Annotated in this window: 18 protein-coding genes and 1 pseudogene; 13 read left to right on the forward strand and 6 right to left on the reverse strand. The window is 73.0% G+C overall.

The window, feature by feature from the left end; translation table 11 throughout:
• Entirely contained in the window at positions 1 to 1248 is a 1248-nt protein-coding gene (locus ACF9IK_RS22415) for an ATP-binding protein (protein ID WP_395295920.1), read from the forward strand.
• A gap of 95 nt (positions 1249 to 1343) precedes the next feature.
• On the opposite strand, the gene ACF9IK_RS22420 is transcribed toward ACF9IK_RS22415, so the two are convergent.
• Both ACF9IK_RS22420 and ACF9IK_RS22425 read right to left on the reverse strand, forming a co-directional pair.
• Positions 1344 to 2036, reverse strand: coding sequence for an ester cyclase (locus ACF9IK_RS22420; RefSeq protein ID WP_395295921.1), 693 nt, complete (start codon positions 2034 to 2036; stop codon positions 1344 to 1346).
• A gap of 110 nt (positions 2037 to 2146) precedes the next feature.
• Positions 2147 to 2686: a GtrA family protein gene (locus ACF9IK_RS22425; protein WP_395295922.1), complete on the reverse strand. Its 540-nt coding sequence runs from the start codon at positions 2684 to 2686 to the stop codon at positions 2147 to 2149.
• Positions 2687 to 2945: 259 nt separating this feature from the next.
• On the opposite strand from ACF9IK_RS22425, the gene ACF9IK_RS22430 reads away from it, so the two are divergent.
• The 4 genes from ACF9IK_RS22430 (at position 2946) to ACF9IK_RS22445 (ending at position 6412) form a co-directional block, all read left to right on the forward strand.
• Positions 2946 to 4085: a 5-(carboxyamino)imidazole ribonucleotide synthase gene (locus tag ACF9IK_RS22430; RefSeq protein ID WP_395295923.1), complete on the forward strand. Its 1140-nt coding sequence runs from the start codon at positions 2946 to 2948 to the stop codon at positions 4083 to 4085.
• A complete protein-coding gene (gene purE / locus ACF9IK_RS22435; RefSeq protein ID WP_395295924.1) occupies positions 4082 to 4651 on the forward strand; it encodes a 5-(carboxyamino)imidazole ribonucleotide mutase in 570 nt (189 codons plus the stop codon). Before ACF9IK_RS22430 ends, purE begins: the two co-directional genes overlap by 4 nt.
• Before the next feature lie 23 nt (positions 4652 to 4674).
• Positions 4675 to 5898, forward strand: a complete 1224-nt coding sequence (locus ACF9IK_RS22440) for a dipeptidase (protein WP_395295925.1) — start codon at positions 4675 to 4677, stop codon at positions 5896 to 5898.
• Between the two features lie 94 nt (positions 5899 to 5992).
• Entirely contained in the window at positions 5993 to 6412 is a 420-nt protein-coding gene (locus tag ACF9IK_RS22445; RefSeq protein ID WP_395295926.1) for a CoA-binding protein, read from the forward strand.
• Between the two features lie 237 nt (positions 6413 to 6649).
• Here ACF9IK_RS22445 and ACF9IK_RS22450 read toward each other — a convergent pair whose 3' ends face one another.
• Complete coding sequence (locus ACF9IK_RS22450) at positions 6650 to 7987, reverse strand: UDP-glucose dehydrogenase family protein (RefSeq protein ID WP_395295927.1); 1338 nt, start codon at positions 7985 to 7987, stop codon at positions 6650 to 6652.
• A 220-nt stretch (positions 7988 to 8207) separates the two neighbouring features.
• Here ACF9IK_RS22450 and ACF9IK_RS22455 point away from each other — a divergent pair, with 220 nt between their 5' ends.
• From ACF9IK_RS22455 to ACF9IK_RS22470, 4 genes and pseudogenes are all read left to right on the forward strand, one after another.
• Complete coding sequence (locus tag ACF9IK_RS22455; protein WP_395295928.1) at positions 8208 to 9473, forward strand: LCP family protein; 1266 nt, start codon at positions 8208 to 8210, stop codon at positions 9471 to 9473.
• A gap of 94 nt (positions 9474 to 9567) precedes the next feature.
• Entirely contained in the window at positions 9568 to 10734 is a 1167-nt protein-coding gene (locus tag ACF9IK_RS22460) for an acyl-CoA dehydrogenase family protein (RefSeq protein WP_395295929.1), read from the forward strand.
• 282 nt (positions 10735 to 11016) lie between these two features.
• A pseudogene (locus ACF9IK_RS22465) lies at positions 11017 to 11478 on the forward strand (beta-ketoacyl synthase N-terminal-like domain-containing protein); the annotation flags it as partial.
• Between the two features lie 165 nt (positions 11479 to 11643).
• Entirely contained in the window at positions 11644 to 12129 is a 486-nt protein-coding gene (locus ACF9IK_RS22470; protein ID WP_395298651.1) for a GNAT family N-acetyltransferase, read from the forward strand.
• 170 nt (positions 12130 to 12299) lie between these two features.
• On the opposite strand, the gene ACF9IK_RS22475 is transcribed toward ACF9IK_RS22470, so the two are convergent.
• The gene (locus ACF9IK_RS22475) at positions 12300 to 12902 is read right to left on the reverse strand and encodes an NAD(P)H-dependent oxidoreductase (RefSeq protein WP_395295930.1); all 603 of its coding nucleotides are present in this window, start codon (positions 12900 to 12902) and stop codon (positions 12300 to 12302) included.
• Between the two features lie 99 nt (positions 12903 to 13001).
• Here ACF9IK_RS22475 and ACF9IK_RS22480 point away from each other — a divergent pair, with 99 nt between their 5' ends.
• Together ACF9IK_RS22480 and ACF9IK_RS22485 are read left to right on the forward strand one after the other, a co-directional pair.
• Positions 13002 to 13649: a class I SAM-dependent DNA methyltransferase gene (locus ACF9IK_RS22480; RefSeq protein WP_395295931.1), complete on the forward strand. Its 648-nt coding sequence runs from the start codon at positions 13002 to 13004 to the stop codon at positions 13647 to 13649.
• 62 nt (positions 13650 to 13711) lie between these two features.
• The gene (locus tag ACF9IK_RS22485) at positions 13712 to 14206 is read left to right on the forward strand and encodes a peptidylprolyl isomerase (protein ID WP_395295932.1); all 495 of its coding nucleotides are present in this window, start codon (positions 13712 to 13714) and stop codon (positions 14204 to 14206) included.
• A 124-nt stretch (positions 14207 to 14330) separates the two neighbouring features.
• Here the strand turns inward: ACF9IK_RS22485 and ACF9IK_RS22490 are convergent, their stop codons facing one another.
• Positions 14331 to 14771 (reverse strand): DoxX family protein, encoded by a 441-nt coding sequence (locus ACF9IK_RS22490; RefSeq protein WP_395295933.1) that lies wholly within the window; start codon positions 14769 to 14771, stop codon positions 14331 to 14333.
• Positions 14772 to 14873: 102 nt separating this feature from the next.
• Here ACF9IK_RS22490 and ACF9IK_RS22495 point away from each other — a divergent pair, with 102 nt between their 5' ends.
• Positions 14874 to 15446 (forward strand): TetR/AcrR family transcriptional regulator, encoded by a 573-nt coding sequence (locus ACF9IK_RS22495; RefSeq protein WP_395298652.1) that lies wholly within the window; start codon positions 14874 to 14876, stop codon positions 15444 to 15446.
• 130 nt (positions 15447 to 15576) lie between these two features.
• On the opposite strand, the gene ACF9IK_RS22500 is transcribed toward ACF9IK_RS22495, so the two are convergent.
• Positions 15577 to 16101, reverse strand: a complete 525-nt coding sequence (locus ACF9IK_RS22500; protein WP_395295934.1) for a peptidylprolyl isomerase — start codon at positions 16099 to 16101, stop codon at positions 15577 to 15579.
• A gap of 137 nt (positions 16102 to 16238) precedes the next feature.
• Between ACF9IK_RS22500 and ACF9IK_RS22505 the strand changes: the two genes are divergently transcribed.
• Positions 16239 to 17051 (forward strand): arylamine N-acetyltransferase family protein, encoded by an 813-nt coding sequence (locus tag ACF9IK_RS22505; RefSeq protein WP_395295935.1) that lies wholly within the window; start codon positions 16239 to 16241, stop codon positions 17049 to 17051.
• Positions 17052 to 17078: the final 27 nt, after the last annotated feature.

Raw genomic sequence — 17078 nt, forward strand, 5'->3', positions numbered from 1 at the left:
GTGAAACGCCGGATGATCAACTCGCTGCTGGGCGTCGTCCTGGTGGTGGTCGTCGTGTTCTGCGTGCCGCTCGCCCTGGTCGAGAAGCGCACCATCGTCAACGCCGCCCAGGACCGCGTCGACGCCGAGGCCGTCCGGGTGCTCGCCCTGGTGGAGAACCGGCTCGCGGCCGGCGAACCGGTCACCGGGGACAAGTTCGCCAACCAGGTGACCGACGGCCAGTACGTCGAGGTGGACATCCCCGGTCAGCCGATCGTCTCCAGCGGCACCCGGCCGGAGGGGGACCACCTGCTGAAGGCCGTCGAGCAGGGCGCCAGCGGCGAGACCGTCACCGTGGAGCAGTCGCGGGCCGCGGTCGACCACGAGATCGCCAACATGCTGCTGCTGCTCGGCGTGGTCGCCCTGCTCGCCGTCCAGGCCGCCGTCGCCCTCGCCGTCTGGCAGGCCAAGCGGCTCGCCCGCCCGCTCACCGACCTCGCCGAGACCGCCGAGCGGCTCGGCTCCGGCGACCCCCGCCCCCGTGACCGCCGCTACGGAGTCCCGGAGCTCGACCGGGTCGCCGAGGTCCTGGACGTCAGCGCCGAGCGGATCGCCCGGATGCTCACCGCCGAGCGGCGGCTCGCCGCCGACGCCTCGCACCAGCTGCGCACCCCGCTCACCGCGCTCTCGATGCGGCTGGAGGAGATCACCGCGCTCGCCGAGGAGCCGGACACCGTGAAGGAGGAGGCGACCATCGCCCTCCAGCAGGTCGAGCGCCTCACCGACGTCGTCCAGCGGCTGCTCACCACCCAGCGGGACCCGCGCAGCCCCACCGCGGTCGCCTTCGACCTCGACGACGTGATCAAGCAGCAGGTGGAGGAGTGGGGACCGTCGCTCCGCGGCACCGGCCGGGTGCTCCAGGTGGAGGGCCTGCACGGGGTCACCGCGGTCGGCACGCCGGGCACGGTGGCGCAGGTGCTGGCCACCCTGATCGAGAACTCGCTGATGCACGGCGCCGGGACGATCACGCTGCGCGTGCGGCCGTCCGGGACGTCGTTGGTGGTCGAGGTGCAGGACCAGGGTGCGGGGGTGCCGCCGGAGCTGGGCAACCGGGTCTTCGAACGCGCGGTCAGCGGCCGCAACTCGACCGGCATCGGGCTGGCCGTCGCCCGCGACCTGGCGGAGGCGGACGGCGGCCGGCTCGAACTGCTCTCACTGAAGCCGCCGGTGTTCGCGCTCTTCCTGGGGCGGAGCCACCGGAAGGATTAGCGGGGCCTGGGGCGGAGCCACCGGAAGGATTAGCGGGGCCTGGGGCGGAGCCACCGGAAGGATCAGCGGGGCCTGGGGCGCAGTCACCGGAGGGGCTAGGACGGCATCATGCCGAGCTGGCGCATCACACCCATCACGTCCCAGTGCCACCAGCCTTCCTTGATCTTCCCGTCCTCGAACCGGAAGGTCGTCGTGCCGCCGCCGGTCACCGTCTTCCCGGTGGCCGGGATCCCCATGAAGTCGCCCTTGTGACGGGCCGTCCAGCTCCACCGGGTGGCCACCTCGTCGCCGTCGGCGAGCTGGCGTTCGACGGTGAAGGTGAAGTCGAAGGCCGCCAGGTAGCCGGCGGCCTCGGCCTTGATCGCGGCCAGGCCCACGGTGTCCCGCTGGTTGGCGAAGTCGTGGTCGTGGTAGTCCTCCGCCACCAGCTCGTCCATGACGTCCACGTTGCCCTTGGACATCTCCGCGAACATCCGGGCCGCGACCGCCTTGTTGAACTGGGTGTCGCGGACCACGTCGAGGTCGGTGAAGGTCGGCGGCTCCTCGCAGAGCGCCACCATCTCCCGGAAGATCCGGTCGGTCTCGGGCAGGTTGGAGTTCCGCATGGCCTCCTCGTAGGAGGGGAACTCCACGATCTCCACGACGTGCTTGGTGTCCGCGCGGTCCGTGGCGACCACTGCGTGGCCCGCCGTCCGCCTGCCCCTGGTCTGCTCGGCCCATGTGTCCATGAGCCGGTTGAGGTCGTCCAACCGGTCGGTCTTGCAGTCGATGATCTGGACGAACGTCATGGCGAGCCTCCTGGATGTCCCCCCGGCCTCGATCGTCCGCCGGCCGTGCTCGCGCTCGGTAAGACCACTGTCCTCTCGTCCGGGCGGCCCGGGCAAGTGGACGCCGGCGCCTACTCGGCCTTGGCGTACCGGATCTCCTCGGTGGCCAGCATCAGCTCGGCCTGAGCGACCAGGCCGGGCGCCTCGCCCCCGGCGGCCTCCGGCTCGGGGAGCGCCTTGAACACCCAGGTCCGGTACGAGAAGAAGCGGAACACCGTGGCCACCGCGAGGCCGGCGACCTTCGCAGCCAGCTGCTCGAAGTGCGAGTCCAGCCCCAGCGCGTAGACCGAGAAGCCCAGCACACCGGTCTCGATCAGCATGCCGGCGCCGCTGAACAGCAGGAAGAGCGTGATCTCGCGCTTGCGCGAGGCCGCGTCGCGGTCGCGGTACAGCCAGTAGCGGTAGCCGAGGTAGTTGGTGGCGATGGCCACCAGCGTGGCGGCGATGTTCGACCGCAGCGAGGCCAGGTGGAGCCCGTTGATGCAGATCCAGAACACGGCGAAGTTGACCACCACGCCGCTCAGGCCGACGATGGCGAACTTCACCACCTCGCCCGACAGTCCGCGCAGCTTCTGCGCCAGCGAGGGGTTCGACGCCGTGGTCGTCGCCATACCGGGCTGCCTCCATGTACCTGCCGACGAGGGGGTCCGGAGCGGGTGCGCGGCTGACCCCTGAAGCCCTGCGTGCACGCACATGATCCGACCACGCGTACCAGGGCCTGGCGGACCAGGCTACCCGCTTCAGCCGATCGGCTCAGCCCCGAGGGCGCCGGCTTGACATCTACGCGCGTCCGCCACCTCGGCCGCGGCGGCGGTTCCACCGCCCCCGACCGGCCCGGATATCCTGGGCCGCGTGACTTCCCCGGGCAATGTGAATTTTCCAGTGGTGGGCATGATCGGCGGTGGGCAACTGGCCCGCATGGCACACCAGGCGGGCGTCCCGCTCGGGGTCAGGTTCAAGCTCCTCGCCGACACGCCCCAGGACTCCGCCGCGCAGGTGGTCTCCGAGGTCGTCCTCGGTGACTACCGCGACCTCGACACGCTCCGCCGCTTCGCGGCCGGCTGCGATGTCGTCACCTTCGACCACGAGCACGTGCCGACCGAGCACCTGCGGGCTCTGGAGGCCGACGGCATCGCCGTCCGCCCCGGCCCGGACGCGCTGGTGAACGCTCAGGACAAGGGCGTCATGCGGGCCCGGCTCGACGCCATCGGCGTCCCCTGCCCGCGGCACCGGATCGTCGCCGACCCGGCCGACGTCACCGCCTTCGCCGACGAGGGCTCCGGCTACCCGGTCGTGCTGAAGACCGTCCGCGGCGGCTACGACGGCAAGGGCGTCTGGGTCGTCGACGACGAGCAGCAGGCGCAGGCGCCGTTCCTGGCCGGCGTGCCGGTGCTGGCCGAGGAGAAGGTCGACTTCGTCCGCGAGCTGGCCGCCAACGTGGTCCGTTCGCCCAGCGGCCAGGCCGTCGCCTACCCGGTGGTGGAGAGCGTCCAGGAGAACGGCGTCTGCGCCGAGGTCACCGCGCCGGCGCCCGGCCTCGACCCGGCCCTCTCCGACGAGGCCCAGCAGCTGGCCCTGCGGATCGCCGGTGAGCTCGGCATCACCGGCCACCTCGCGGTCGAGCTGTTCCAGACCCGGGACGGCCGGATCCTGGTCAACGAACTGGCCATGCGCCCGCACAACTCCGGGCACTGGAGCCAGGACGGCGCGGTCACCTCGCAGTTCGAGAACCACCTGCGGGCCGTGCTCGACCTGCCGCTCGGCGACCCCCGCCCGCGCGCCAAGTGGACCGTCATGGTCAACGTCCTCGGCGGCGACTACCCGGACATGTACCACGCCTTCCTGCACTGCATGGCCCGCGACCCGGGCCTGAAGATCCACATGTACGGGAAGGACGTGAAGCCCGGCCGCAAGGTCGGCCACGTCAACGTCTTCGGGGACGACCTCGACGACGTCCGCGAGCGCGCCCGTCACGCGGCCGCCTACCTGCGAGGAACGATCACCGAATGACCCACCCGTCGCCCGGCCACCACTCCTCTTCGAACGCCGACGCGCGCACCCCCCTCGTCGGCATCGTGATGGGCTCGGACTCCGACTGGCCCGTGATGGAGGCCGCCGCCCAGGCCCTCGACGAGTTCGAGATCCCGTACGAGGTGGACGTGGTCTCCGCCCACCGGATGCCGCGCGAGATGGTCGCCTACGGCGAGAACGCCCACGCGCGCGGACTGAAGGCGATCATCGCGGGCGCCGGCGGTGCCGCCCACCTGCCGGGCATGCTCGCCTCGGTCACCCCGCTGCCGGTCATCGGCGTTCCGGTGCCGCTGCGCTACCTGGACGGCATGGACAGCCTGCTGTCGATCGTCCAGATGCCGGCCGGTGTGCCGGTGGCGACCGTCTCGGTCGCGGGCGCCCGCAACGCGGGCCTGCTGGCGGTGCGGATGCTCGCCGCTTTCGACCCGGAGCTGACCGAGCGGATGACCGACTTCCAGGCCGAGCTGAACAGCCAGGCCACGGAGAAGGGCAAGAAGCTCAGGGCCAAGGTGGCGGGTTCCTCCTCCTTCGGCTTTGGAAAGTAGTTCTATCGGATACAACAGCTCGTATGACCTCTGAGCTGCTGGATCCCTCCTCCGCCACCGCCCTGCTGGAGCGCGCCCGGGCCCTGCTCCGCGCCGCGCCGGTGGTGGACGGGCACAACGACCTGCCGTGGGCGATGCGCGAGCAGGTCGGCTACGACCTCGACGCGGTCGATCTGGCCGCCGACCAGAGCGCCCGCCTGCACACCGACCTCGCCCGCCTCACCGCGGGCGGGGTCGGCGCGCAGTTCTGGTCCGTCTACGTCCCCTCCCGGCTGGCCGGCGACCACGCGGTCAGCGCCACGCTGGAGCAGATCGACTTCGTCCGGGCGCTGGCCGAGCGCTTCCCCGACCGGCTCCGGCTCGCCCGCACCGCGGACGACATGGAGGCCGCCCGCGCCGAGGGCCGGATCGCCTCCCTGATGGGTGCCGAGGGGGGCCACTCCATCGACTGCTCGCTCGCCACCCTGCGGGCCCTGTACGACCTCGGCGTCCGCTACCTGACGCTGACCCACAACGACAACACCCCGTGGGCCGACTCGGCCACCGACAAGCCGGCCGCCGGCGGGCTCACCGCCTTCGGCGAGGAGGTCGTCCGGGAGATGAACCGGCTCGGCATGCTGGTCGACCTCTCGCACGTCTCCGCCGACACCATGCGCGACGCGCTGCGCGTCACCGAGGCGCCGGTGGTCTTCTCGCACTCCTCCGCGCGGGCCGTCTGCGGCCACCCGCGCAACGTCCCGGACGACGTGCTCGCCGCGCTCGCCGGCAACGGCGGCGTGGCGATGGCCACCTTCGTGCCCAAGTTCATCCTGCCCGCGGCCATCGAGTGGACCGCCGCGGCGGACGAGAACATGCGCGCCCACGGCTTCGACCACCTCGACACCACCCCGGCCGCGATGGCCTGCCAGCGCGCCTTCGAGCAGGCGACCCCGCGCCCGGTCGCCACCCCGGCCACCGTGGCCGACCACCTCGACCACATGCGCGAGGTGGCCGGCGTCGACCACATCGGCATCGGCGGGGACTTCGACGGCACCGCCTTCCTCCCGGCCGGCCTGGACTCGGTGGCTGGCTACCCGAACCTGATCGCCGAACTGCTGCGCCGCGGCTGGTCGGAGGCCGACCTCGCCAAGCTCACCTGGCACAACGCCGTCCGCGTCCTGCGCGACGCCGAGGGGGTCGCGGCCCGCTTGCACGCCGAGGGTCGCCGGCCGTCCATCGCCACCCTCGCGCAGCTCGACGGCCGATGAGGCCCGGGCTCCGGCTCCCGGCCCCCGGGCGGGAATGGCCCGGCGTCCACCGGTGCTGGAGCTGACGAGTTTCCCGGACGCGAGGAGGCAGGGCATGTACGGCGACCCGGACACGGTCCGCAGGATCCTGACCGAGCTGGGCGACACCTGGGCCGTGGTCGGCCTCTCGTCGAACCAGCGGCGTGCGGCGTACGGCGTGGCCGACGTGCTGCAGCGCTACGGCAAGCGGATCGTGCCGGTGCACCCGAAGGCGGAGACGGTCCACGGTGAGAAGGGCTACGCCTCCCTGGCGGAGATCCCCTTCGAGGTCGACGTGGTGGACGTGTTCGTCCGCTCCGACCTGGCCGGCGAGGTCGCCGACGAGGCCGCCGCCATCGGGGCCAAGGCCGTCTGGTTCCAGCTCGACGTGGTCGACGAGGCCGCGTACGAGCGGACCAGGGCCGCCGGCCTGGAGATGGTGATGGACAAGTGCCCCGCCATCGAGATCCCCCGGCTCGGCCCGGCCCGCCGGTAGCGGGGCGGACAGCCGGGGCGAGGCCCGCCGGCCGCGGACGAGCGGCACGGCGGGCCTTCGCCGTGCGCCGGCCCCGCCCGGTTCACCCGGTCCCACCCTGTGATCACATCCGGTGGGCCAGGCTCGCGACCGCGTCGACGGTGCACGACCGGGCGGCACCGGGGGACGTGCACCTGTGGGGCCGACCTCGTACAGCCGTCCCCGGCCGGGTGCTGCCCGGCCGGGGACGGGCGCGGCTCAGCTCGGGCGGCCGAGGGCCCGGTACGTCCAGCCGGCCGCCCGCCAGGCGTCGGCGTCCAGCGCGTTGCGGCCGTCGAGAAGACGGCGCTCGGCCACGACCTCGCCCAGCTCGGCCGGGTCCAGCTCGCGGAACTCCTGCCATTCGGTGAGGTGCAGGACGACGTGCGCCCCCTCGGCGGCCTCCAGCGCGGACTCGGCGTAGGCCAGGCCGGGGAACATCTTGCGGGCGTTGTCCGTCGCCTTCGGGTCGTACACCGTGACCTGGGCGCCCTGGAGCTGGATCTGGGCGGCCACGTTGAGCGCGGGGGAGTCCCGGATGTCGTCGGAGTTCGGCTTGAACGCGGCGCCGAGGACGGCCACCCGGCGGCCCAGGAAGCCGCCGTCGCACTGCTCGCGGGCTAGCTCGACCATCCGGGAGCGACGGCGCATGTTGATCGAGTCGACCTCGCGCAGGAAGGTCAGCGCCTGGTCGGCGCCGAGCTCGCCGGCCCGGGCCATGAACGCGCGGATGTCCTTGGGCAGGCAGCCGCCGCCGAAGCCGAGGCCGGCGTTGAGGAACTTGCGGCCGATCCGCTCGTCGTAGCCGAGCGCGTCGGAGAGCAGCGTGACGTCCGCCCCGGCCGCCTCGCAGACCTCGGCCATCGCGTTGATGAACGAGATCTTGGTGGCGAGGAAGGAGTTGGCGGCGGCCTTGACCAGCTCGGCGGTGGCGAAGTCGGTGACCACGAACGGCACCCCGGCCGCGATCGGGTCCGCGTACACCTCGCGCAGCAGCTGCTCGGCGCGCTCGCTGCGGACGCCGACCACGATCCGGTCGGCGCGCAGGGTGTCCTGGACGGCGAAGCCCTCGCGCAGGAACTCCGGGTTCCAGGCGAGCTCGGCGCCCTCGCCGACCGGCGCCTGGGCGGCCAGCCGCTCGGCCAGCCGGCCTGCCGAACCGACCGGGACGGTGGACTTGCCGACCACCAGCACCGGGCGGGTCAGGTGCGGGGCGAGCGCGTCGATCGCGGCGTCCACGTACGACATGTCGGCGGCGAACTCGCCCTTGCGCTGAGGGGTGTTGACGCAGATGAAGTGCACGTCGCCGAACTCCGCGGCCTCCTGGGCGGAGGTGGTGAAGCGCAGCCGCCCGGTCGAGCCCTCGTGGCCGGCCACGTGCTTCAGCAGCAGTTCGGACAGGCCCGGCTCGTACATCGGGACCCGGCCGGCGGTCAGCATGGCGATCTTGTCGGGGTCGATGTCCAGGCCCAGCACCTCGAAGCCGAACTCCGCCATGGCAGCGGCGTGGGTGGCGCCGAGGTAACCGGTGCCGATCACGGAGATGCGGAGGGTCACGGGTTCCCCTTTGCAGGATGTCGACCGGGGGGCCTGGTCGGCTGGACGGACAGGACGTGCGACCCCGATGCTATCCGCCGCCCTCTACCCCGCCCAGGCCGTCCCAGCAGGACCGATGTTCCGGCCGACGGGGGCTCCGTCTCCGGCCCGGCGCCGGAGTTGCGCGGCGATCCGGCCGGAAGCCCGGCGCGGCGGGTGTGACCGACGGCACAATGCGCGCATGGATCCGAAGCCCGAACGCCAGGCCGGGCCGCCGCGCCCGGACCAGCCGCCGCACGCGGACGAGCCGCAGCGCCCGAGCGAACCGCAGGGCCCGGAGGTATCGGCGCACCCGGAGGAGCCCGCGCTCCCCCCGGAGCCCGCGCGCCCCGGGGCCGGCCTGAGCCTCTTCGGGCCGGGGCGCGGCGAGGACGACGCCGCGGACGGCCCCGAGGAGGAGGACGGTCCCGAGCCGCCGGCCCGGCGCCGCCGCACCCGCCGAGCCCTGCTCTGGACGCTCTCCGCCCTGCTGGTGCTGGCCCTCGGTGCCGGCGGCACCGTGTACTGGGTGGCCCAGCACTACGCCTCCTCGGTCACCCGCATCCCGGGCGCCTTCCCCAGCGCGCCGGAGTCCGCCCAGCCGCAACCCGTCCCGGCGAGCGGCCTCAACCTGCTGCTGGTCGGCCTGGACGCCCGGTCCGACGTCCCGACCACCGGGAGTGCGGCCAAGGCCCCTGCCTGGCGGGTGGGGGCGGCCCGCAGCGACACCATGATGCTGCTGCACCTCTCCGAGGACCGCCGCAGCGCCTCCCTGGTCTCGTTGCCCCGCGACACCTGGGCGGACGTCCCCGGCCACGGTCAGGCCAAGCTGAACGCCGCCTACTCCTGGGGCGGCCCGGCGCTGATGACCGAGACCGTGCAGAACCTCACCGGCATCAGGGTCGACCACCTCGCCGTGATCGACTGGAACGGCTTCCGCGCACTGACCGACGCCGTCGGCGGGGTGGACATCACCGTCCCGCGCACCATCGAGGCGGTCGGCGAGGCCCGCGCCTGGGAGGCCGGCACCCACCACATGGACGGTGCCCAGGCCCTGCTCTACGTCCGCGAGCGCTACGGCCTGCCCGGCGGGGACCTCGACCGCACCAAGCGGCAGCAGAACTTCCTCCGTTCGCTGATGCTGCGCATCATGGGCTCCGGCACCCTGACCAGCCCGGCCAGGCTCGGCGGCCTGCTGCAGTCGGTCGGCGAGGTGGTCAGCGTCGACGACCGGCTCTCCAACGCCGATCTGTTCCGACTCGCCTGGAGCCTGCGCTCGCTGCGCCCGGACGACGTCCGGTTCATGAACGCGCCGTTCGGCGGCTTCGACACCCGGGACGGGCAGAGCGTGGTGCTGCTGGACGAGCGCCCGGCCGCGCAGCTCTGGGAGGCGATGCGCAACGACCGGATGCCGCAGTACTTCCGCGACCACCGGGCCGGCGACACCCTCGGCGCGGACGTCGACTGATCTAGGCAGCCGCAGGTCGGAGCCCTAGGATCTCTACTTAACGGTAATTAACCGGGACTTCACGGCACCATCCGAACTCGACGAGGCGGGCATCATGGCGGGCAGCGCAGGGGCGGCGGACTTCGATCTCTTCCGGATCTCCGAGGAGCACGAGATGCTCCGTGAGGCGGTGCGTTCGCTGGCCGAGGCGAAGATCGCTCCGTTCGCGGCGGAGGTGGACGAGCAGGGCCGGTTCCCGCAGGAGGCGTTGGACGCGCTGCAGGGCAATGATCTGCACGCGGTGCACGTGCCGGAGGAGTTCGGTGGTGCGGGGGCGGACGCGCTGGCGACGGTGATCGTGATCGAGGAGGTGGCGCGGGTGTGCGCCTCGTCGTCGCTGATCCCGGCGGTGAACAAGCTGGGGTCGTTGCCGGTGCAGTTGTCGGGGTCGGAGGAGTTGAAGGCGAAGTACCTGGGGGCGTTGGCCCGGGGTGAGGGGATGTTCTCGTACTGCCTGTCGGAGCCGGAGGCGGGTTCGGACGCGGCGGGGATGAAGACCCGGGCGGTGCGGGACGGGGACTTCTGGGTGCTGAACGGGGTGAAGCGCTGGATCACCAACGCCGGGGTCTCGGAGTTCTACACGGTGATGGCGGTGACGGATCCGCAGGCCCGGTCGCGGGGGATCTCGGCGTTCGTGGTGGAGAAGGGCGATGCGGGGGTGTCGTTCGGGGCGCCGGAGAAGAAGCTGGGGATCAAGGGGTCGCCGACGCGTGAGGTGTACTTCGACAATGTGCGGATTCCGGCGGACCGGATGATCGGTGCGGAGGGGACGGGGTTCGCGACGGCGATGCGGACGCTGGACCACACGCGGGTGACGATCGCGGCGCAGGCGCTGGGGATCGCGCAGGGGGCGCTGGACTACGCGAAGGGCTATGTGCGGGAGCGCAAGCAGTTCGGGAAGCCGATCGGGGACTTCCAGGGGGTTCAGTTCATGCTGGCGGACATGGCGATGAAGCTGGAGGCGGCGCGGCAGCTGACGTACGCGGCGGCGGCGAAGTCGCAGCGTTCGGACGGGGACCTGACGTTCTTCGGGGCGGCGGCGAAGTGCTTCGCGTCGGACGCGGCGATGGAGATCACGACGGACGCGGTGCAGTTGCTGGGTGGGTACGGGTACACCCGGGACTACCCGCTGGAGCGGATGATGCGGGACGCGAAGATCACGCAGATCTACGAGGGCACCAACCAGATCCAGCGCATCGTCATGGCCCGCAACCTGCCGTAGGGCAGCGCCCGACTGCTCCGGCGCGAGCTGCGCTCCCGGCTCTTCCGGCCCCCGACCGCCCCTCCGCGGTCGGGGGCCGGCCGCGTTCCGGACCGGACCGGCCGTCGGTCGACAGGGGCGGAACCCTCCGAGGACTTCGCGTCCGAATCGGATGGCTGGCACACCGGACCGGTCGTCAGTTCCCCGGCAGGGTGGCGTGGGAGGCGAACGGTCGCCGGGCTCTCTCGTGCGGCGGGGTTGTGCCTCGTCCACAAGCTCCAAGCACCTCAGGGGGTTCGTTCGATGGCTTTCGACAACAGCGCCGTGCTGGTCGCCGGGCTCGGGGCGACCACGCCGCTCGGAGGGGACGCCGACTCGACCTGGGCGGCCATGCTGGCCGGGGAGTCCGGCATCGGCCCGATCGAGGAGGAGTGGGCCGCGGGGCTGCCGGTCCGCATCGCCGGGCGGCTCAAGGTCGAGCCCTCCGGGGTGCTCGACCGGGTGCGGGCCCGCCGGCTGGACCGCTGCGAGCAGGTGGCGCTGATCGCCGCCCGGCAGGCCTGGGCCGACGCCGGGGCGCCCGGGGTGGACCCGGAGCGGCTGGCCGTGGTGATCGGCACCGGCACCGGCGGCGCGCTCACCATGCTCGGGCAGGACGACGTGCTGGAGGCGTCCGGCGTGCGGAAGGTCTCCCCGCACACGGTCCCGATGCTGATGGCCAACGGGCCGGCGGCCTGGGTCTCCATCGAGCTGGGTGCGCGGGCCGGCGCGCACACCAACTCCTTCGGGTTCGGCGGGCACAACGCCTCGCTGGTCTTCACCCCGGCGCCGCGACGGCCGGGGGGGCACGACGTCCCGAGCGCCGCGCGGCGCCCGGACGGGAGGAAACCCGGGCGACCCGGCCGGGGAGTTGTGGGTAGGGTCGGCGACATGTCTGCGCCATCCCCCACCCTGCGGCTGGAGCCGGTCACACCGGCCACGATCGACGCGGCGCTCGCCCTCAAGGTGCGACCGGACCAGGAGCGACTGGTGTCCCCGGTGGTCAAGTCGCTGGCCGAGGCCTACGTGCACGGTGACAGCGCCTGGCCCCGGCTGATCTTCGACGGCGATCGGCTGGTCGGGTTCGTGATGGCGTTCTTCGACATCACCTTCTACCCCGACCGTCCGGACGACCGCCCCCGCTCCGGTCTCTGGCGCCTCAACATCGCCGCCGGGGAACAGGGCGGCGGCTACGGCCGGTTCGCCGTCGAGCAGGTCGCCGCCGAGATCCGCCGCCGTGGCGGCCGCCGGGCGACGGTCACCTACGTCCCCGGCGGCGACGGCCCGGCCGGCTTCTACGCCCGCCTGGGCTTCCGGCCGACCGGGGAGCTCAGCGGGGACCAGGTGGTCGCGGAGCTCGACCTCGCGGACGCCTGACGGCCGGCCGCCCGGGGCGGCTGCCGGAGCACCGGCGCGGAGCAGGACGCGGGACCGGCCGACGTCCTGCGCCGCGCCGGACGATCGGCCCGGCACCGCCGGTCGGCGGCCCCGGCGGTCAGCGCGACGACCGCCGTCCACTCCCGCCCCGGCCGGTCCTCCGGCCCTGCTCAGTCGAGCAGCGCGGCGGCCGCCTGCCGTGCCTGGTGCAGCCACTGCGTGCGGGCGGCCTCGGCGGAGTCGGTCACGGTGCGGAAGACCAGCCGACGGACGTCCGCCACGCCCACGTACGGCAGCACGCAGGCCGCCCAGATCCGCTCCAGCGGGTCGCCGAACTCGCCGTGCTCGCGTTCCTCCGGGGTGTCCGAGGTGTTCAGGACCAGCGCCCGGCCGGCCCGCAGCAGTCCGGCCGGCTCCCCGTCCGCCGTGCCCAGCTTGTACGCCACCCCGGGCGCCAGCACCCGCTGCACCCACCCGGCCAGGACGGCCGGCGGCATGCCCCACCAGTTGGGGTGGACCAGGACCAGTGCGTCGAGCGTGGCCACCTCCCCGCGGTGCAGGGCGAGTTGCGGATCGGTGGGCGCGGCGGCCGGGTCGACCGTTCCGGTCTCCTCGGCGGTGAGCGCCGGGGCGAACCCCTCCGCGCACAGGTCGTGCGCCACCACCTCGCAGCCGCGCCCGCGCAGTTCGTCCACCACGGCCCCGTACAGCGCGTGGTTGAAGCTCCCCGGCCGCGGATGCGCCAGGTACACCCCGACCCGTTGAACGTCCATCTGTCGTTCCCCCCAGCTCTGTTGGCCTCCGCCCATCCTAGGCGGGCAAGGGGCCGGGGGCCTTGGGCCGAGGGTGGTCGGCGGGTAGGGTTCCGGGTCGTGACCGAGCCCGAATTCCTTTCCGAAACCCGGGCGTTCTACGACGCCATCGCCGTCGACTACGCCGCGCGCTTCCGTGACGTTTCGGCGGACGACCCGCTGGATCGTGCGATGCTGGCCGCCTTCGCCGACCTGGTCCGGGCCGATGGTGGTGGGCCGGTGGCGGAACTCGGCTGCGGCACCGGCCGGGTGACGGCCCACCTGCACCGGCTCGGGCTGGACGTCCTCGGCATCGACCTCTCCCCGGGGATGCTCGCGACGGCCCGCGCGGAGTACCCGGAGCTGCGCTTCGAGGTCGGCTCGCTGCTCGACCTCCCGCTGGGCGACGCCGTGCTGGCCGGCGCGGTGGCCTGGTACTCGATCATCCACACCCCGCGGGAGCGGCTGCCGGAGGTCTTCGCGGAGCTCCACCGCGTGCTCGCCCCGGGCGGCCACCTGCTGCTCGCCTTCCAGGTGGGCGACGGGCCGCTGCGGATCGAGCAGCCCTTCGGGATCCCGGTCGCCCTGGACTTCCGCCGCCGGCGGCCCGAGCTGGTCGCGGAGCTGGCGGCGGGCGCCGGGCTGGAGGTCACCACCCGGCTGGTCCGCGAGCGCGGCCGGGAGGAGACGGCCCCGCAGGCCGTGCTCCTCGCCCGCCGCCCGGCGTAGGGTCCGGGAGCCGGGTCCGGGGTTGTCGCGCACCAGCCCGCCCGGCATGCCATGATCCCTGCATGGGTTCCAACGTTTACTTCGACATCACCATCAACGACGAGCCGGCCGGCCGGATCGTCTTCACGCTGTTCGACGACATCGTCCCGAAGACCGCCCGCAACTTCCGCGAGCTGGCCACCGGTGAGCACGGTTTCGGCTACGCCGGCTCGTCGTTCCACCGCGTCATCCCCGACTTCATGCTGCAGGGCGGTGACTTCACCCGCGGTGACGGCACCGGCGGCAAGAGCATCTACGGCGAGAAGTTCGCGGACGAGAACTTCCAGCTCAAGCACACCAAGCCGGGCCAGCTGTCGATGGCCAACGCCGGCCGCAACACCAACGGCTCGCAGTTCTTCATCACCACCATCGTGACCAACTGGCTGGACGGCAAGCACGTCGTCTTCGGCGAGGTCGTCGAGGGCATGGACCTGGTGAAGAAGATCGAGTCGCTGGGCTCGCAGAGCGGCCGCACCAAGGCGAAGATCACCATCGCCGCGTCGGGCATCGTGGAGTGACGAACGACCACACCGCGGCGGTACCGCCGCGGGCGTGAGCGCAGCGAGGGGCGGGGAGTCGGATCGACCGACTCCCCGCCCCTCGCGCGTCCGCGGCAGGCCCCGGGCCCGGCGCCGGTGGCCGTCACACCGCCGCGGCGACGGCGGCGGCGACGAACAGCGCCTGCAGCGCGGTCCGGGCGGGCAGCGGGGTGACCGGCTTGCCGGCGAGGGTGAGCCCGCGCCGGGCCGCGGAGACGTTGGCCGGGAACATCGCCAGCATCAGCAGGGCGAGGCCGCCGGCCGCGAACGGCGCGAGCGGGGGTACCACGAGCCCCCCGGCGCCGGCGAGCTCCAGGACGCCGGTGAGGGTGACCAGCAGGGCGGGGCGGGGGAACGCGGGCGGCACCATCGCGGCGAACTCGCGCCGCCAGGACGGGATGAAGTGCGGCACGCCGGTGGTGGCGAACATCAGCGCGAGGCCGCCGCGAAGGGCGGGCTGCCAGGCGTCGAGCCCGTCCACGGCGAACAGGCCGAGCAGCCGGAGGACGGCGAACCCTCCGACGAGGGCGATGAGCGGGGCCATCTCTGTTCTCCAATCTTGTCGCTGGAAAGATTGCTGCCCGGGAAGCTATCTTGTCAATGACTAGATATGGTGGAGGAACGAACGAGAGTGGAGGTGGGACAGATCAGCCAGTCGAGCTATCACCACGGGAACCTGCGGCGGGCCGTCCTGGACGCGGCCCTGGAGGCCATCGGCGAGTCAGGCCCGTCGGGGTGGAGCCTGCGCGAGCTGGCCCGGCGGGCGGGCGTCTCGCACGCGGCGCCGGCGCACCACTTCGGGGACAAGACCGGAGTGCTGACGGCGGTCGCGGCCGAGGGCTTCGCACTCTTCGCGGACAGTCTGGAGCGTGCCGCGGGCGACCCGTACGGCGCCGGGGTGGCGTACGTGCGCTTCGCCGTCGACCACCGGGCGTACTTCGAGGTGATGTTCCGGCCCGAGCTCTACCGGACGGACGACCCCGAGGCCGCCGCGGCCCGGGACCGCGCGGGTGCGGTGCTCGCCGCTAGCGCCCGCAAGCTCGCACCGGGCGGGAGGGTGGAGCGGGCGACCACGCTCGCCGCCTGGTCGGTGGCCCACGGCTTCGCCGCTCTCTGGCTGAACGGCGCGCTGCCGGAGAGTGCGGAGGGGGACGTCGAGGAGGTCGCCCGTTCGGTTCTGGAGCTGGTCTTCCGGCGCGACCGACAGCGGGACGGATAGCGCGACCGACGGTGCGACGGCGGGTGCGGCGGATGGCGTGTCCGGCAGGCGGCCGGGCGGCCGGAGGGGGAAGTCGGCGGGTCCGACCTCCCCCTCCGGGCACCCCGGTCCGCGCCGGCCGCGGAAGCGGTCAGCGGCGCTCGACGACCACGGATTCGAGGACGACGTCCTCGACCGGCCGGTCGTCGGCCCCGGTGGGCACGGCGGCGATCGCGTCGACCACCTGCTGCGAGGCGGCGTCGGCGACCTCGCCGAAGACGGTGTGCTTGCGGTTCAGGTGCGGCGTGGCCTTCACGGTGATGAAGAACTGCGAACCGTTGGTGCCGGGGCCGGAGTTGGCCATCGCCAGCAGGTAGGGGCGGCCGAAGAAGAGCTCCGGGTGGAACTCGTCCGGGAACTCGTAGCCCGGCCCGCCGGTGCCGTCACCCAGCGGGTCGCCGCCCTGGATCATGAAGCCGGAGATCACCCGGTGGAACCGGGTGCCGTCGTAGAGCCGGTCGGTGCTCGGCTCGCCGGTCCCGGGTCGGGTCCACTCGCGCCGGCCCTCGGCGAGCTCGACGAAGTTGCGGACGGTCCTGGGCGCCTGGAACTCGAAGAGCCGGACGGTGATGTCGCCGTGGTTGGTCTTGAGGACGGCGTAGAGCTGCTGGGCCACGATCTGCCTTCGGTAGCCGGACGGGGTCCCTGCCGATCCTGCCACGGCCCGGGACCGGAGGCCGGGCGCTGCTCGGACCGGCGGCCCAGGTCCGATGTCCGATGACAGGCCGTCCGTGGTCCGGGTGGAATGGGTGCATGGATCGCCCCACGCCGTTCGACGGCCTCACCGACACCCAGCGCGACGCCTACCTGGCCCGGATCGGCGTACCGGCGCCCGGCGGCCGGCCGTCCCCGGAGGCGCTGGCGGAGCTCCAGCTCGCCCACCTGCAGGCGGTGCCCTTCGAGAACCTCAGCATCCACCTCGGCGAGCCCGTGGTGCTCGAACCAGGCGCACTGGTCGAGAAGGTCGTGACCCGTCGCCGCGGTGGCTTCTGCTACGAACTCAACGGTTCCTTCGCCGAGTTGCTGCGCTCCCTCGGCTACGGGGTGAGCCTGCTGTCGGCCCGCGTCTTCGACGGCGACCGGCCGGGCCCGCCGTTCGACCACCTCGCGCTGCGGGTGGACCTCGACGAGCCGTGGCTGGTCGACGTCGGCTTCGGCCGCTTCAGCCGGCAGCCGCTCCGCCTCGACGAGCGCGGCCCGCAGGCCGATCCGGCCGGCGAGTTCGCCCTGGTGCCGAGCGGCGACGACGAGCTGGACGTGCTGATGGGCGGCAAGCCGCAGTACCGGCTGAACCTGCGGCCGTACCCGCTGGCGGACTTCGTGCCGACCTGCTGGTGGCAGACCACCTCGCCGGACTCGCACTTCACCCGCTCGACCACTTGCACGCTGCCGACCGCCGGGGGCGGCCGGGTCACGCTCAGCGGCACACGGCTGATCCGCACCGCCGCCGACGGCACCCGCAGCGAGGAACTCCTGGACGAGGCCGGCGCGTCGGCGGCCTACCGCACGCTCTTCGGCATCACCCTCGACCGCCTCCCCGTCGCCCCCGCCGACCGGGCGCGGTAACCGCCGCGCGCGGTCCGTCCGCCCACG

Origin of the sequence: Kitasatospora hibisci (genome assembly GCF_043950205.1) — a bacterium.
Lineage (GTDB): Bacteria > Actinomycetota > Actinomycetes > Streptomycetales > Streptomycetaceae > Kitasatospora > Kitasatospora hibisci.

Coding starts and splice junctions, on each gene's coding strand:
- ACF9IK_RS22475 (WP_395295930.1), bottom strand. CDS start 12,902: ATGGACGTTCAACGGGTCGGGGTGTACCTGGCGCATCCGCGGCCGGGG.
- ACF9IK_RS22440 (WP_395295925.1), top strand. CDS start 4,675: ATGACCTCTGAGCTGCTGGATCCCTCCTCCGCCACCGCCCTGCTGGAG.
- ACF9IK_RS22485 (WP_395295932.1), top strand. CDS start 13,712: ATGGGTTCCAACGTTTACTTCGACATCACCATCAACGACGAGCCGGCC.
- ACF9IK_RS22445 (WP_395295926.1), top strand. CDS start 5,993: ATGTACGGCGACCCGGACACGGTCCGCAGGATCCTGACCGAGCTGGGC.
- ACF9IK_RS22460 (WP_395295929.1), top strand. CDS start 9,568: ATGGCGGGCAGCGCAGGGGCGGCGGACTTCGATCTCTTCCGGATCTCC.
- ACF9IK_RS22470 (WP_395298651.1), top strand. CDS start 11,644: ATGTCTGCGCCATCCCCCACCCTGCGGCTGGAGCCGGTCACACCGGCC.
- ACF9IK_RS22420 (WP_395295921.1), bottom strand. CDS start 2,036: ATGACGTTCGTCCAGATCATCGACTGCAAGACCGACCGGTTGGACGAC.
- ACF9IK_RS22425 (WP_395295922.1), bottom strand. CDS start 2,686: ATGGCGACGACCACGGCGTCGAACCCCTCGCTGGCGCAGAAGCTGCGC.
- ACF9IK_RS22455 (WP_395295928.1), top strand. CDS start 8,208: ATGGATCCGAAGCCCGAACGCCAGGCCGGGCCGCCGCGCCCGGACCAG.
- ACF9IK_RS22505 (WP_395295935.1), top strand. CDS start 16,239: ATGGATCGCCCCACGCCGTTCGACGGCCTCACCGACACCCAGCGCGAC.
- purE (WP_395295924.1), top strand. CDS start 4,082: ATGACCCACCCGTCGCCCGGCCACCACTCCTCTTCGAACGCCGACGCG.
- ACF9IK_RS22490 (WP_395295933.1), bottom strand. CDS start 14,771: ATGGCCCCGCTCATCGCCCTCGTCGGAGGGTTCGCCGTCCTCCGGCTG.